11 protein-coding genes are annotated in these 14,083 nt (G+C 59.5%); 5 read left to right on the plus strand and 6 right to left on the minus strand.

What is annotated here, in order from left to right; genetic code table 11:
• Together IAE77_RS22105 and IAE77_RS22110 are read right to left on the minus strand one after the other, a co-directional pair.
• A partial coding sequence (locus IAE77_RS22105) for a PIN domain-containing protein (protein WP_294231448.1) occupies nucleotides 1–891 on the minus strand: 891 nt, incomplete at its 3' end.
• A 372-nt stretch (nucleotides 892–1,263) separates the two neighbouring features.
• Nucleotides 1,264–2,469: a homoserine O-acetyltransferase gene (locus IAE77_RS22110; RefSeq protein ID WP_294231451.1), complete on the minus strand. Its 1,206-nt coding sequence runs from the start codon at nucleotides 2,467–2,469 to the stop codon at nucleotides 1,264–1,266.
• Between the two features lie 140 nt (nucleotides 2,470–2,609).
• On the opposite strand from IAE77_RS22110, the gene IAE77_RS22115 reads away from it, so the two are divergent.
• Nucleotides 2,610–3,548, plus strand: a complete 939-nt coding sequence (locus tag IAE77_RS22115) for a polymer-forming cytoskeletal protein (RefSeq protein ID WP_294231452.1) — start codon at nucleotides 2,610–2,612, stop codon at nucleotides 3,546–3,548.
• A gap of 45 nt (nucleotides 3,549–3,593) precedes the next feature.
• A complete protein-coding gene (locus IAE77_RS22120) occupies nucleotides 3,594–5,375 on the plus strand; it encodes a hypothetical protein (protein ID WP_294231454.1) in 1,782 nt (593 codons plus the stop codon).
• 30 nt (nucleotides 5,376–5,405) lie between these two features.
• Here the strand turns inward: IAE77_RS22120 and IAE77_RS22125 are convergent, their stop codons facing one another.
• The 3 genes from IAE77_RS22125 to IAE77_RS22135 form a co-directional block, all read right to left on the minus strand.
• Complete coding sequence (locus IAE77_RS22125) at nucleotides 5,406–6,200, minus strand: alpha/beta hydrolase-fold protein (RefSeq protein WP_294231456.1); 795 nt, start codon at nucleotides 6,198–6,200, stop codon at nucleotides 5,406–5,408.
• Between the two features lie 116 nt (nucleotides 6,201–6,316).
• Nucleotides 6,317–7,723 (minus strand): DUF1501 domain-containing protein, encoded by a 1,407-nt coding sequence (locus IAE77_RS22130; protein WP_294231458.1) that lies wholly within the window; start codon nucleotides 7,721–7,723, stop codon nucleotides 6,317–6,319.
• 143 nt (nucleotides 7,724–7,866) lie between these two features.
• Nucleotides 7,867–8,211, minus strand: coding sequence for a hypothetical protein (locus tag IAE77_RS22135; RefSeq protein ID WP_294231460.1), 345 nt, complete (start codon nucleotides 8,209–8,211; stop codon nucleotides 7,867–7,869).
• A gap of 232 nt (nucleotides 8,212–8,443) precedes the next feature.
• Between IAE77_RS22135 and IAE77_RS22140 the strand changes: the two genes are divergently transcribed.
• Both IAE77_RS22140 and IAE77_RS22145 read left to right on the plus strand, forming a co-directional pair.
• Nucleotides 8,444–9,178 (plus strand): hypothetical protein, encoded by a 735-nt coding sequence (locus IAE77_RS22140; protein WP_294231462.1) that lies wholly within the window; start codon nucleotides 8,444–8,446, stop codon nucleotides 9,176–9,178.
• Nucleotides 9,179–9,267: 89 nt separating this feature from the next.
• Entirely contained in the window at nucleotides 9,268–11,040 is a 1,773-nt protein-coding gene (locus IAE77_RS22145; protein ID WP_294231464.1) for a sulfatase-like hydrolase/transferase, read from the plus strand.
• A gap of 689 nt (nucleotides 11,041–11,729) precedes the next feature.
• Here the strand turns inward: IAE77_RS22145 and IAE77_RS22150 are convergent.
• Nucleotides 11,730–11,924 carry a hypothetical protein gene (locus tag IAE77_RS22150; RefSeq protein ID WP_294231466.1) on the minus strand — a complete coding sequence of 65 codons (195 nt, stop codon included), beginning with the start codon at nucleotides 11,922–11,924 and terminating at the stop codon, nucleotides 11,730–11,732.
• Between the two features lie 131 nt (nucleotides 11,925–12,055).
• Between IAE77_RS22150 and IAE77_RS22155 the strand changes: the two genes are divergently transcribed.
• The gene (locus IAE77_RS22155; RefSeq protein WP_294231467.1) at nucleotides 12,056–13,999 is read left to right on the plus strand and encodes a sulfatase; all 1,944 of its coding nucleotides are present in this window, start codon (nucleotides 12,056–12,058) and stop codon (nucleotides 13,997–13,999) included.
• Nucleotides 14,000–14,083: the final 84 nt, after the last annotated feature.

Below are 14,083 nucleotides of genomic sequence, written 5' to 3' on the forward strand. Positions count from 1 at the left end.
CACTCTCTCCGTCGTCGGCAGCGTCAGATGTGTATAAGAGACAGGTCTGTAATGCTTTTTTGACTGAAGCGCAGATGCAATTGCAAGTAATGTTTTTCCTGTCCCGGCTTTCCCTGTCATTGAGATAAGCGGAATGTCATTGTTAGTAAGTGCATCAAGGGCAAATGTCTGTTCGGCATTACGCGACTTTATCCCGTAAACATCTATTTTATCGACTCTTCTTAAAATTTCCTTAAACGGATCAAAATGCGCAAGAACGGATCTGTTATTATTTCTTAAAATATAAAACTTGTTTGGAAGAATCTCTCCCTTGAGTTCTTTTTTAACTTCATTTAGCGGAACTTCAAACGGCGGCAGATATAATTTCTGCAATATCTCATCATCAAAATTCTCAATGATCTCTTTTCCACTATATAACTCTTCTACATTGTTTATCCTGTCAGTAGTATAATCCTCTGCCGGTAAACCCATAGCTTTTGCCTTCATCCGGAGATTCACATCTTTTGTGACAAGGATCACTGAGCGTTTCTCATCAGCTTTCTGAACATCTATTGCACAACTTAATATTCTGTGATCCGGAGTATCATCTGTAAAAATCTCCCTGATCTCTTTACTCATACCGCGAGAGATAGCTATCCTTACTTTTCCAAGCCCTTTGCCGAGCGATACACCGCCGTTGAATAATGCTGAACCTGTCATAGAATCGAGTGTCCTTGCAAAATCACGGGCATTGAGATTTATTACCTGACTTCCTCTTTTGAAATGATCAAGCTCTTCAATCACTGTAAGTGGTATAACAATATCATTTTCCTTAAACTGGAATATGCATGAAGAATCATGCAGGATCACGTTGGTATCAAGTACAAATACTTTAGTAGATTTTTTAGCCATTAAGTTATTCGTTTGAAATGAACGGTTAATATAACCTATATGGACAGGATAAGAAATGCAGGAATGAAAATTGATGAGTTTGAATCCGACGTTGGCTATGAACTTAAGGAAGCATTGGCCGATGAAAAGAAAATGCGAGATTGGAATATCGATTGTTTGAGGTCAGTCTGCGATCGGATTGGTGTTGATTGGCGATATGCTGTAGAGATGGAGTAGAAGGAGGATTACTGGATTGAGTCCAGCACTGGAGCTAGGTCTCCATTCCCGAATAGTACTCCACCTAAGTAGCCGCCGACGTCACCAAACCGGTTTCAGTGCTCGATTCCGGATCTCTCTTCGTGATCCTACCGGAAACGACGAACTGCGAACAGTTCACTCCACCTCCTGCACGCGTTGATCCACCGAGCCTTTGTTCCAGCGGCCTTCGAGCAGGAAGGAAAGATGCGGGGTGTAGAGCTGGGGTTCGAGGAGGAAGGAGTCGTGGCCTTTGTCGGAGTGCACGGTGATGTGCATGTTCGAAACCTCGGCTTTTTCGAGGTGGGAGACGAGCTCCGCCTGCTCCTCGGGGTAGAAGCAGAAGTCGCTGTCGATGCTGAAGACGAGGTAGTGCTGCCCGGCGGCGGCGCTGCGGGCGAAGAGTTGCTCGTAGGTCTTCACGCCGGCATCGCGCAGCGGATCGTAGCGCAGCCACATGTCGGCGATGCGCAGGTAGGTGTTCGCATCGAAGCGTTTCACGAACTTCTTGCCCTGATGGAGCATGTAGCTCTCCACATTGTGCTGCACGCGATACCAGGCGAGGGAGCTGCCGCCGTTCTTCACGTCCTGCCGCGCACGGCGCTCGATGGCGTCGAGATGGACGAAGGTCTTGTGGCTGATCATGCGGGCGAGAGCGAGGCCGTACTCCGGCGCATCGCCGTCGTAGTAGTCGCCACCTTTGAAATGCGGGTCGTTTTCGATGGCGAGCACCTGCTCGAACAGGGTGAGCCGGGTCAAAACGGTGGTGCGGCAGCCGCTGGCGATGGGAACGACGAGTTTCACGCGCTCCGGGTGCAGCGTGGCCAGATTGATCGCCAGCAAGCCGCCGACGGAGGCGCCGATCACGGCGTGGAGCTTCTTGATGCCGAGATGATCCAGCAACGCGAGCTGCGATGCGACGACATCGCTGGTGCGCACGGAGGGGAAGCTGCTGCCGTAGGGATTGCCGGTCTCAGGATTGATCGAAGCCGGGCCGGTGGAGCCGTAGCAGCCGCCGAGGTAGTTCGCGCAGATGATGAAGTAGCGGTTCGTGTCCAGCGCCTTGTCCGGGCCGATGAAGAGGTCCCACCAGCCCTGATGAATGTCCTCCGTCCAGCGCTCGTCGGTGTGGGGCACGGCTTGATTCAGCCCGGCGGCATGCTGGCTGCCGGAAAGCGCGTGAAAGAGCAGGATGGCGTTCGATTTGGCCGTGTTCAGCTTCCCGTAAGTCTCGTAGGCGACCGTGATGCCGGGCAGTTCATCGCCCGAGGCGAACACGAAGGGCTTTTTGGCGCTGCCGGCCTGAAAAAATTGGGTTTCCTGGGTTTTCACCGCTTTCGACATGAGGCGCGGAAGAAACAGGGTTTTGGAGATGCGGCAAGCCGGATCACCGGATGCCGGGCAGATGCTGGATCCTGGATGAATGGAGTGGTGGATTATTGGATGAGTGCGGCTTTGGTACCGCGAATCGCATCGCCTGATCCATGCTCGACCCGTTTGTCACCCTCGAAGAAGCCGGATTCTCCCTCCGGCCCGGGGGCGGTGTGGACCGGCTGGCCGGATGGTCGCCAGAATTGATCGCCAGCCTCGACTGGGCGCGGCTGTCCGATCTGGCGCGGGCGATCGCGGCGGAGGCGGGCTGCGAACTGGCCGGAACACGCGTGATGCCGGACGCGGCCGTGCATTTTGGCATGCTGGAGCAGCCGAAGTCGGCGAAACCCCGGCGGGCGATGGTGAAGATCGCGCCATGGAACGAATGGGGCGCCACGCCGGAAACGGTGCAGCAATTCGCGCAGGAGGTGCGCACGGCTCGCGATGCGCGGGGCATCCTGATCGCCCCTGCCGGCTTCAGCCCTGCGGCCTTGCGCATGGCGCAGGAACTGCGCATCGAGTCGGTGGACGCGGTGGCGCTGGACGCGGCGCTGCGGGCGCTGCCACGGGAGCGGAGTGACTTCTTGTTCGTGGTGACCACGGCGGGTGATTTTTCGACTCCCACGTGCCCTGCCTGTCAGAAGAAGCTGGTGCGCGTGGAGCATGAGCCCCTGGCGCTGCCTTCGCGGACCATTGATGTGGACGGCTTGATCGCGGATTTCGTGGTGTGTGACCGGCTGGAGGTGACCGCCGGATGCGAGGTGACGTTTCTCCAGGAGGTGAAGGCACGCGCGGTCACCATCTCCGGTCACGCGGCGGGGAACTTTGTGTGTGAAGGCCCCGTGACGCTGGAAGCGGGCGGCACCCTGTCCGGGAAGGTGGCGGCGAGATCTCTGGTGGTGCACGATGGCGGCGAGTTGCTGGGCCAGTTCCGCATTCTGGAGGGCGAGCTCGGCTCATTCGTCAAGCAGGCCCTGCGGTGGGACTGGCGCTGCGCGAATGCGGATGAGCGGGCGGCATGCAGCCGCGTGGTTTTGGAGCCTCATCAGTGAGTTTCGACCTTGGCACGCGGGGGCTGGCTGTGGAATGTAGCGCGCATGTCATCGAACTCCTCCGGCCCCGGAGCCCTGCCACGAATGGTCTTTTATGCCGCCGCCCTGGTCATGGCGCTGCTGCACGTGTTTGTGACATTCCGCGGCCTGAGCAGCGCGGAGGGGATGAACCAGGCGCAACTGGCGCGGCAGATCGTGCGCACGGGCACTTACCAGACCCTGGTCACGCAGCCCTACGCCTGGGCGCAGATGGAGACCGCGCAGAAAGAAAAGACGCCCATGGCCATGCCGGAGACGGTTCAACCGCCGCTGCAGCCGCTGCTGTGGTCCGTGGCGTTCCGTTTCATGCAGCCATGGCTGGTTTACGATCCGGTGCTGGGCGGCGCTGTTTACATGCTGGACCGCGTGATCGCGTGTTTCGGCGTCGCGTGGTATCTGCTGACGATTTTTCTCACGCATGGCGCCGCCCGGAAGTTGTTCGATGAACACGTGGCCGCCATCGCCGCGGTGGTGCTGCTTCTGTGCGAGCCTGCGTGGCAGATGATGGTCAGCGGCGCGCCACGTGCGATGCTGCTGCCGCTCTTTGCCCTGGCGTTCCGCCTGTATGCCTCCGCGGCCTGTCGTGCGGTGGAGGGGCGTGGCGCGTTTCTGCCGCTGACGTTGCTGGGCGTCGTGTGCGCGCTGATGGTTGTCACGCATTGGATGGCGTTGTGGATCGTGCTGGGGGTGATCGTCGGCGTGGCCTTGTTCCTGCCCCGTGGAAAGGTGGGCGTGATCGGCGTGGTCCTGTTCCCTGCACTGGTTCTGGCCGCCTGGGGCTGGTGGAACATGCAGCTCTGCGGCGACCCGCTCGGCGGCATGAAAGCGCTGATGCAGGCGCAGTCGTCCTCCATCGGCCACGATTCGCTCATCCGTGATTTCACGCCTTCCGTGCCGCTTTTGCAGGTGGATGACCTGCTGCGTCGTGTGGGGCTTGGCTGGCTGGAGCAACTCGGCGGCATCCATGCCCACCTGGGGCATGCCGTGCTGGCGTCCTTGTTCTTCGTGGCGCTCGTTCATCGCTTCCGCAAACCGGAGGCCGGCGCCGCCCGGTGGCTGCTGGCGGTGGTGTTCGTCTTCGTGGCGCTCGGCATGGGCCTGATCGGCCTCCCGGCGAAGGAGAACGATGAAAATACGCTCTACATCGTGCTGATGCCCGCGATGGGCACCTTTGGCGCCGCCATGCTCGTGATCCTGTGGTCCCGCTTCCAGACCGTGGACGGATTCAGCTTCCTTTCCCGCTGGGGTGCCCCGTTGGTCGCCATCGGCATCGGCGCACTGCCCATGGTGGTGAATCTGCCGGTGCTGATGAAGTTCGGACTCACCATGGGTGGCAAGATCCCGCCCCACTGGCCGCCGTTCCTGCCGGAGCGTGCCTACATCCTGCGCCTGCTGATGGAGAAGGATGAGTTCGTCATGTCCGACTCGCCCGCCTTTGTGGCCTGGTATGCCGATGTGCCCTGCGTGAACCTGCCCATGCAGCGTCTCGATTACGAAACCATGAAAACGAAGGCGGCAGAGCGGGGCGCAAAGCTGGCCGGATTCGTCATGACGCCGGTCTCCGCGAAGGTGGAGCGCATCACCGACATTTACACCGGCCCGTATGCCGAGTGGCGTGATCTCGTCATGCGCGGGCCGATGCTCGCCTTCGACAAAGATTTCGTGCCGCATCCTGACTTTCCCTTCAAAACGCCCGTGCCGCTGGTTGGAACGCCCATCGGCGACAAGGAGAACCTCAGCCTCTCCATGACCTTCTACACCGACAAGGCGCGGGCGATTCGGAAGTAACGGCACAAGACCGGCTGTGAGGCGGGAGCGTCACACCACCAGGCTCGCTTTGAAAAAGCGCAGCGAGTCCGCCAGGTGCTCGTGCCAGTAGTCCCAGGTGTGGCCTCCGGAAAACTCCTCATACACGTGCGGGATGCCCGCCTCGGTCAGTTCGCGGTGCAGCGTGCGGTTGGGCTCCACCAGCTCATCATCGCTGCCGCAATCGAAGCGCAGATGCGGCAGGCGGGCGTTGAGCTTTGCGCAATCAATCACGGCGAGCGGGTTTGTGTCCGTGAGATCAAATTCGACGAGCGATTCCTCCACATAACCCTGCATCTGCGCCACGTGCGTGATGCTGCTGTGCGCGCTGATGGCCGTGAAGCGCTTCGGATTCAGCAAGCCGAGCCGCAAGGCCCCGTAACCACCCATCGACAGCCCGCTGATGAATCGTGGTGACGTGCGGCAGCGTGAATCGACCTCCGCCGCTGCTTCAGGCACTTCCTCCACGATCCAGGCCGCGTAATCGGCGCTCCGATGCTGCGCGTAGCCGGAACCATCGCCCCAAAGGCCGTCGCTCGGCATCGCCAGCATCATCGGCGGCAGATTCTCCTCCGCGATGAGCCGGTCCAGCACCTGATGAGCCCCGCCTTTGTAGAGCCAGGCCCAATGACTGCCGTAGATGCCGTGCAACAGGATCACCAGCGGCAGGGATTCAGCCTTCGCCCCCTCCGGCACGTAAAAACTGACGTCCGCCCGCCGTCGCAGCGCCGCAGACTTCACCGTGACATGATGAATGCCGCCACCCAGCAGTGTGGCGTCGGAGACTTCAAAGGTGCGAAAGCTCATGGGGGAATGAATGACGAAACCAGAATGGCGAATGAGGAATCAAGGACAGGGGACGATGACCGCGATCATCGGGTCATCCGGACTTCGTTCGTCATTCCTCATTCGGATTTCGGCATTTAAGCCAGGATGTCCTTGATCACCTTCGCGCCTTCCACGCCGCTCAGACGTGCGTCGAGGCCCTGGAACTTGAAGCTGAACGCGTTGTGATCGATGCCGAGCTGATGAAGCATCGTCGCATGCAGATCATGCACGGTGGTGATCTTTTCGATCGCTGCGTAGCCGAGGTCATCGGTGGAACCATGCACGATGCCACCCTGGATGCCAGCGCCGGCCATCCACACGCTCATCGCCTTGTTGTGATGATCGCGACCGCTGCCGCCCTGTGACATCGGCGTGCGGCCAAACTCGCCCGCCCACACGATGAGCGTCTCCTCCAGCATGCCGCGCTGTTTGAGATCGGTGATCAGCGCCATGCACGCGCGGTCGATTTCCTCCGCCTTCAGCTTCACGCCGTCCTTCACGCCGCCGTGATGGTCCCAGTCCTTGTGATAAAGCTGGATGAACCGCGTGCCACGCTCCGCGAGACGACGCGCGAGCAAACAATTCGACGCGAACGAGCCATCGCCCGGCTGGCAGCCGTAAAGCTCCAGCGTTTTCGCGCCTTCCTTGCTCACATCCATGAGGTCCGGCACGCTCGCCTGCATTTGAAACGCCATTTCATACTGTGCAATGCGTGTGGCGATCTCCGGATCGTCCACCAGCGCATCCCGCTGCGTGTTCAGCGAATTGATCGCCGCCACATCGGCCCCCTGGCGATCACGCGTGACGCCGTTCGGGTTCGTCAGATACAAAACAGGATCACCCTGGGCGCGAAGCTGCACGCCCTGATACTTCGACGGCAAAAAGCCGCTGCTCCACTGCCTCGCCGCGATGGGCTGGTTCTGCCCGCCTCGACCGAGTGAGGTCAAAACAACGAATCCAGGCAAATCGGACGCCTCCGTGCCAAGTCCATACGTCACCCACGCGCCCATGCTCGGCCGTCCCGCGATCTGGGAACCGGAGTTCATGAACATGTGCGCCGGATCGTGATTGATCGCGTCCGTGGTCATGCTGCGGATCAGGCAGATGTCGTCGATCACGCTGCCAATCTGCGGAAACAGCTCACAAATCTCGATCTGGTTCTTCCCAAACTTCGCAAACTTGTGCTGCGGCCCGAAGCAGTTCAGCGGCTTGCCTTGAAGCTGCGCGAGCTGCTGTCCTTTCGTGAACGATTCCGGCATCGGCTTGCCATCCATCTCCGCCAGCTTCGGCTTCGGGTCGAACGTCTCCAGATGCGACGGTCCGCCCGCCATCGTGAGCCAGATCACCCGCTTCGCCTTCTGCGGCAGCGGCAGTTTCGTCAAAACGCCCGGCATCGGAGCTGCCGCGGCCGGTTTCAGCAACGAAGCCAGCGCCACGGCCCCAAGACCTTGCGAAGTTTTGCCGAGGAAGGCGCGGCGGTGGAGAAGGCTGGGGGTGTTCATGATTGCGAGTTGTACGAAGAAGCAGGCCCGTTTCTAGACGCAGATTGAGAACGCGGCGACTGACGAAAACGCGCGAGCAAAGTCGCCATCTCGCTCCGTCGAGATGAGCTTACAGATCTCGCCCCCCGCTCAAAACGACCGGGTTACGTCAAGGGGGGCTGTCCCTCCTCCGGGGTGGTTCCGCCGTTCTTCGAAACGAGTCCACCATCCTCCAGAAGGGTTTTGCCGTTCCGCAAAACGAGTTTGCCGTCCTCCAGAATGGTTTTGCCGTTCCGCAAAACGAGTTTGCCGTCCTCCAGAATGGTTTTGCCGTTCTGCAAAACGAGTTTGCCGTCCTCCAGAATGATTTTGCCGTTCCGCAAAACGAGTTTGTCGTCCTCCAGAATGGTTTTGTCGTTCTGCAAAACGAGTTTGCCGTCCTCCAGAATGATTTTGCCGTTCCGCAAAACGAGTTTGCCGTCCTCCAGAATGATTTTGTCGTTCTGCAAAACGAGTTTGCCGTCCTCCAGAATGAGTCTGCCTTCAGGCCTGTCTGAGCGGCTGAAAGGGGCTGGGGGACGGGTTCCGGGAACGTTTTGGCGCCTTGCGGGGCTGGGCTGCTGTGGAAATGACGCTGGTTGTTTGGAGATAACGCGGCTTTTTCATGCAACGCACGTGAAGTTTGGCCTTGAGCCGCTGCCGCGTGGCGGGATAGACTTTGAAAGGTCAGCTTTTATCCAAATGACTCCTTCCAAGCGCCTCCTTCCTGCACTCCTGTTCCTCGCCGCCAGCCTTCCCTGTCTGCCTGCCCGAGGGGCCGGGAAGGACGCCGAGCTTCTCACGGGAATTCAAAAGCTCCGTGAAGCGGGCAGCTACACCTGGCACACGGAGTTGCGCATCACGCCGGGCGTCGCCACGCCGGTGGTCATCGATGGCAGCTACAACTCGTCGCAAGGTCTTTACGTCAAGATCACGGCGGAAAAGCACAGCGTGGAGCTGGCGGCCCGTTCTGGCGTGGTGGTGGCCAGATCCGATGGCGAGTGGCGGCTGGTGAAAAAATTCACGCGTTCTGACCTCGATCATTCCATGATCCGCGGCTTGGCGGATATGAAGCTGCCGCACATCGACCTGGCGGAGGTGCAGTCCGCGTGGCGGTCCGGCCGGAACAAAACAGCGGGCCTGTTTGAAGGACAAGTGGGCCTGAATGCGGCGCGGAAACTGGCCACTCTGCTCCTGCAGCAGGCTGGGGCGAGGCTCGACGGACTGTCCGTCAACACCAGCAATGCCGCCATAACGCTTTCGGGCGGCCTTCCGGATCAACTTGTGATGAACACCCAGTTTTCCGGTGCGCAGGGACCTCTGTCATCCAGGACGGTGCAAGTCGTGCAGACGACTCAATTCACGAAGGTCGGCGCCACGGAGGTGCAGATCCCGTTGGAAGCCGAGGCGGTCATCGTCGCAGCACAGATCCGCTGATCCGTGCAGAAGCCGCAAGCGCGGCTGTTTCCAGATCCGACACACTCTTTGCTGGAATCTCCGGCTTGGGAACGCGTTTCACGAAAACCATGCGCCTTCTGGTTTTCCTCTTCGCTCTCTGCCCTCTGCTCTCCGCTTTCGCGGCGAAGCCGAACATCATTGTCTTCTACACCGACGACCACGGCTTCGCGGATCTCGGCATCCGCGGCATCGAGAAGGATCTGAAGACGCCGCACCTGGATGCGCTCGCACGCAGCGGCGTGATCGCGAAGCATGGTTACAGCACCGCGCCGCAGTGTGTGCCGTCGCGTGGCGGGCTCATGACGGGGCGCTTTCAGGGGCGTTTCGACCTCGATAACAACGGCTCGTCGCTCGACGGCTTCAACAAGCAGACCACCATCGCCACGCGGCTGCAAAACGCGGGCTATGTGACGGCGCAGTTCGGCAAATGGCACCTCGGGCCGCTGCCGGAGATCACGCGGCATGGCTTCCGGCATGTGTATGCGCAGCACGGCGGGCAAAGGTTCTCCGCGAACATCACCGCCGATGGCAAAGACCGCCCGATGACCGATCTCGCGCCCGAGGCTTACCACATCGACGGCTGCTCGCAGGCCGCCGCGTCGATCATCGAGCGCTATCACGAAGAGCCGTTCTTCCTCTACATCGCCTACCGTGCACCGCACACACCGCTCGACGCACCGCAGCACTACAAAGACCGCTTCCCCGGCGAGATGCCCGAGCGCCGACGCGCCGCGCTCGGCATGCTCAGTGCCGTTGACGACGGCGTGGGCCTCGTCACCAGCACCTTGAAAAAACACGGCCTCACCGAAAAGACGCTCATCTTCCTCATCGGCGACAACGGTGCGCCGCTGAAGATCCACAAAACCGACTCGCCGCTCGATGGCGATGCCGGTGGCTGGGACGGCAGCCTCAACACACCGCTGAATGGCGAAAAAGGCATGCTCGCCGAGGGCGGCATGCATGTGCCCTTTCTCATCGCGTGGCCCGGCACCATCCCCGGCGGGCAGGTTTACGAGCATCCCGTGAGTTCCCTCGACGTGGCCGCCACGGCCGTTGGAGTCCAGCCTTTAGGCGACTCTGAAAGATCGGCTAAAGCCTCGACTCCAACTGACCTCGACGGAGTCAATCTCCTCCCCTACCTCACCGGCGAGAAAAAAGACGCGCCGCATGAATTCCTCGCCTGGCGCTGGATGGCCCAGAGCGCCATCCGCGATGGAAACTGGAAACTCCTGCGCGGTGGCGACCGCGAATACCTCTACGACCTCGCCACCGATCTCGAAGAGAAGCACAACCTCGCGTCGCAGCATCCCGAGATCGCCACGCGACTCCGCGCGAAGCTCACCTCGTGGTGCGCCGAGCTCACGCCGCCCGGCCTCGCGCTCGGCCCCATGGCCGCGACATGGAATGACTACTTCGACTTCTACCTCGAAGGCAAACCCGCGCCGAAACCCGCCGCCAAAACCGAGTCCGACACCGCCGCCACACGCGGCTGGCTCGCCCGCGGCGGCAGCTTGACCGCGAAAGACGACGTCCTCGTGCTCACACCCGACAAACAAGCCAAAGGCTGCTTCATCACCCGCAGCCAGATCAACCTCAGCCCGCCCGCCGCCATCCATCTCACCCTCAAAATCACCGCCTCCGGCCCTGCCGCCATCGCCTGGCGCAACGACGGCGATAAAGACTTCCTCCCCGCCAACCGCCTCACCTTCCAACTCCAATCCACCACCGACTGGCAAACCCACACCCTCAACCTCCCCACCACCGCCCGCGTCATCCATGTGCGCGTCCATCTCCCCGGCGCGGCCGAGATCCGGGAGATTGAGTTGAAGGCGGGGAAGTGATACCTGATTGTGTGTCGATTGATGGTAAGCTGCAAAGCACACTACCCCACATTTCAGCTCTTTATTTTCGAACAAGTTATGTTCCCCACTGTTAGCTGTCCTATCTGTTCGAAGAGTCAACCGGGCCCATTTCCCCTTGATGGTTGTTCATGTGGATTTTCACTTTCGGGCCTAGCTGGGCTCGGTCAGTCAACTTTTCAGATCAAGAAAGACCCACAGCATCGAGACATAATTTATGGAAGAAATGTCCAGCTCTACAAAAAGCAGATCAACACATCCTTCGACTATTACGGCGTCGAAAATTTGGTCCAGATTGTCGATTACGCTCTTACTTACGGTGATAAACGGACGATCAAAGATGTGCGAGGCGGGAAGGAAAAAGAAACCGAGGTCATTGTATCTTATATTCCCAATGTAATCGGTTCAGGGGTTTTGGAGACACAGAGTCAGTTCGTTTATCCATGCTCTGGGATCTGTTTAATGTCACCTCAAAGCATTAGCGGGTTCGATCACTCATTTGCTGTTTTGGATACTTGGTGACAACGAAGTTTGCTAACGAAAGTTCATCCTGCCGTTTTTGTTCAAAAACGACTCTTTTTGGAGTGGGCATATGCTCTGAATGCCTCTCAAAAAATGGGAACCAGTGGCAAAATTTTATTGATCCTACCTATTCAGTTGTCCTTTGAAGATCAAAGCTCAGGAAGTTTCAACAAGGCGGGTGGCTCGATCCGGGCGAGTGTCGCGCGAATCCTCTCCACCGGCACTGGTTCGCCCTCGAAGGCCATGCTCCGCGCCACATCCTGCGGGATCGACTCCCACTTGCGGCGCAGTTTCTCCTCCGGCGTGAGGCTCCGCCAGTGGGTGATGTTTTCCTTCCAAGTCATGCGGCATAGGTAACGGCAGTTCGCCCGTCCGGCAAGAATGCTTTCGTTCGTGGCTGATTGCCAGTTCCTTCTCCAAATCCGACACACACTTTGCCGGAAGCTCCCGTCCTCCGCTTCGTTCACCCACCGCCATGCTACGCCGACTCGCCTTCCTGCTCGTTTCGTCATTCGCCATTCCTCATTCGTCCTTTTCGGCGCAGCCGAACATCCTCGTCATCCTCGCGGACGATCTCGGCTGGAGTGACACGACGCTTTACGGCACGACGACGTTTTACCAGACGCCGAACGTCGAACGGCTGGCGAAGCGCGGGATGACCTTCACGCGGGCGTATTCGGCGAGTCCGCTGTGCTCGCCGACTCGGTCGGCGTTGCTGACGGGGCAGAGTCCGGCGCGCACGGGCATCACGACGCCGAATTGCCATCTGCCACAGGTCACGCTGGAGACCACGATGCCGAAAACGGCCCCGCCGAACCAAAAAGCCATCCAGCCAAGCCCGCCGACGCGGTTGAAGACGGAGTATCGCACGCTGGCGGAGACGCTGAAGGACGCGGGCTATGCCACGGCGCATTTCGGCAAGTGGCATCTCGGGCCGGAGCCGTATTCGCCGCTGCAGCAGGGCTTTGATTTTGATCTGCCGCATCATCCGGGGCCGGGGCCTGCGGGCAGTTTTGTCGCGCCGTGGAAGTTTGCGAACTTCAAAGAGAAGTCACCCGGCGAGCACATCGAGGACCGCATGGCGGTGGAAGCCGTGGCGTGGATGGAGCAGCAGAAGGAGAAGCCGTTTTACCTGAACTACTGGATGTTCAGCGTGCACGCGCCCTTTGACGCGAAGAAGGCGAACATCGAGAAGCATCGCGCCCGCATCGACCCGAAGGACGCGCAACGCAGCCCCACCTACGCCGCGATGATCCAAAGCATGGACGACGCCATCGGCACGCTGCTCGATGGTCTCGACCGTCTCGGCATCGCCGACGACACGATCATCCTCTTCACCGCCGACAACGGCGGCAACATGTATAACGAAGTCGATGGCACCACGCCCACCAGCAACCGCCCGCTGCGCGGTGGCAAGGCGACGATGTTTGAAGGCGGCACGCGCGTGCCCTGCGTGGTTGTTTGGCCGGGAATGACAGCGCCGGGGAGTCGGAGTGATGCCATCATCCAGAGCGAAGATTTTTATCCGACGTTGATAGCCGGTGTTGGAGTCCAGCCTTTAGGCGACTCTGAAAGATCGGCTAAAGCCTCGACTCCAACGCAGCGATTCGATGGTCACAGCATTCTTCCGGCGCTGAAAGGCGATTCGCTAGCTGGCAAAGCGGTCTTCCAATACTTCCCGCACAATCCCGGCGTGCCGGATTGGCTGCCACCAGCCGTTTCGGTGCATCGCGATGACTGGAAGCTCATCCGCATCTTCCACGGCGGCGAAAACGGCGCGCATCGTCATCTGCTCTTCAACCTTCGCGACGATCTCGGCGAGAAAAACAACCTCGCGGCGCAGAAGCACGAGCTCGTGGCTGAACTCGATGCCTTGATTGAATCCTTCCTCGCCGACACGAAAGCCGTCGTGCCCGTGCCGAACCCAAAATTCGATCCTGCTCAGTATCATCCCGAGCTCGAAGGCAAATCGCAGCCGAAGGGCAAAGCCAAAACGCCCGCGAAGTCCGCCGCCAAAGGCAAGGACGATGGCGATCCCGCGCTGCAAGGCTGGAAGGCTCGCGATTGCCAAGCCGCGGTTAAAGACGGCATCCTGCGCATCACGAACATCGGCTCCGAATGCTTCCTCGGCTTCTCCGCCGGCAAACACAGCGGCCCCACAACCGCGAAATTCCGTATCAAGGCCAAAGGCGGCTTCAGCCACTTCGACTGGCTGCCAGGCGGTGTTGGCAGCAAAGAGCAGCGCGTCGATTTCACGCTCAAAGGCGGCGATTGGGAAGAAATCACCGTCGAACTGCCCGCCGAAGGCCCGCTGGGCATCGTGCGCCTGTATTTGCCGATGCAGGAGAAGGCGGTGGAGATCGACTGGATTGAGATCTCTTCGAAGAATGGCTCCAAGGCGACGCGGACCGCTTTTTGAGCCGTCACAGGAGTTTTCAAACATGAGGCTGAACGAGTTAGAAAACTCGTTCTACGTCGTTTGGGTGAGGGAGAGACTGAGTTC

The organism is Prosthecobacter sp. (assembly GCF_014879935.1).
Classification (GTDB): Bacteria; Verrucomicrobiota; Verrucomicrobiia; order Verrucomicrobiales; family Verrucomicrobiaceae; genus Prosthecobacter.

Bases quoted from the DNA above. Each gene is read 5' to 3' on its own strand.
- IAE77_RS22140 (WP_294231462.1), top strand. From the start codon at position 8,444: ATGACTCCTTCCAAGCGCCTCCTTCCTGCACTCCTGTTCCTCGCCGCC.
- IAE77_RS22150 (WP_294231466.1), bottom strand. From the start codon at position 11,924: ATGACTTGGAAGGAAAACATCACCCACTGGCGGAGCCTCACGCCGGAG.
- IAE77_RS22130 (WP_294231458.1), bottom strand. From the start codon at position 7,723: ATGAACACCCCCAGCCTTCTCCACCGCCGCGCCTTCCTCGGCAAAACT.
- IAE77_RS22125 (WP_294231456.1), bottom strand. From the start codon at position 6,200: ATGAGCTTTCGCACCTTTGAAGTCTCCGACGCCACACTGCTGGGTGGC.
- IAE77_RS22115 (WP_294231452.1), top strand. From the start codon at position 2,610: ATGCTCGACCCGTTTGTCACCCTCGAAGAAGCCGGATTCTCCCTCCGG.
- IAE77_RS22120 (WP_294231454.1), top strand. From the start codon at position 3,594: ATGTCATCGAACTCCTCCGGCCCCGGAGCCCTGCCACGAATGGTCTTT.
- IAE77_RS22110 (WP_294231451.1), bottom strand. From the start codon at position 2,469: ATGTCGAAAGCGGTGAAAACCCAGGAAACCCAATTTTTTCAGGCCGGC.
- IAE77_RS22145 (WP_294231464.1), top strand. From the start codon at position 9,268: ATGCGCCTTCTGGTTTTCCTCTTCGCTCTCTGCCCTCTGCTCTCCGCT.
- IAE77_RS22155 (WP_294231467.1), top strand. From the start codon at position 12,056: ATGCTACGCCGACTCGCCTTCCTGCTCGTTTCGTCATTCGCCATTCCT.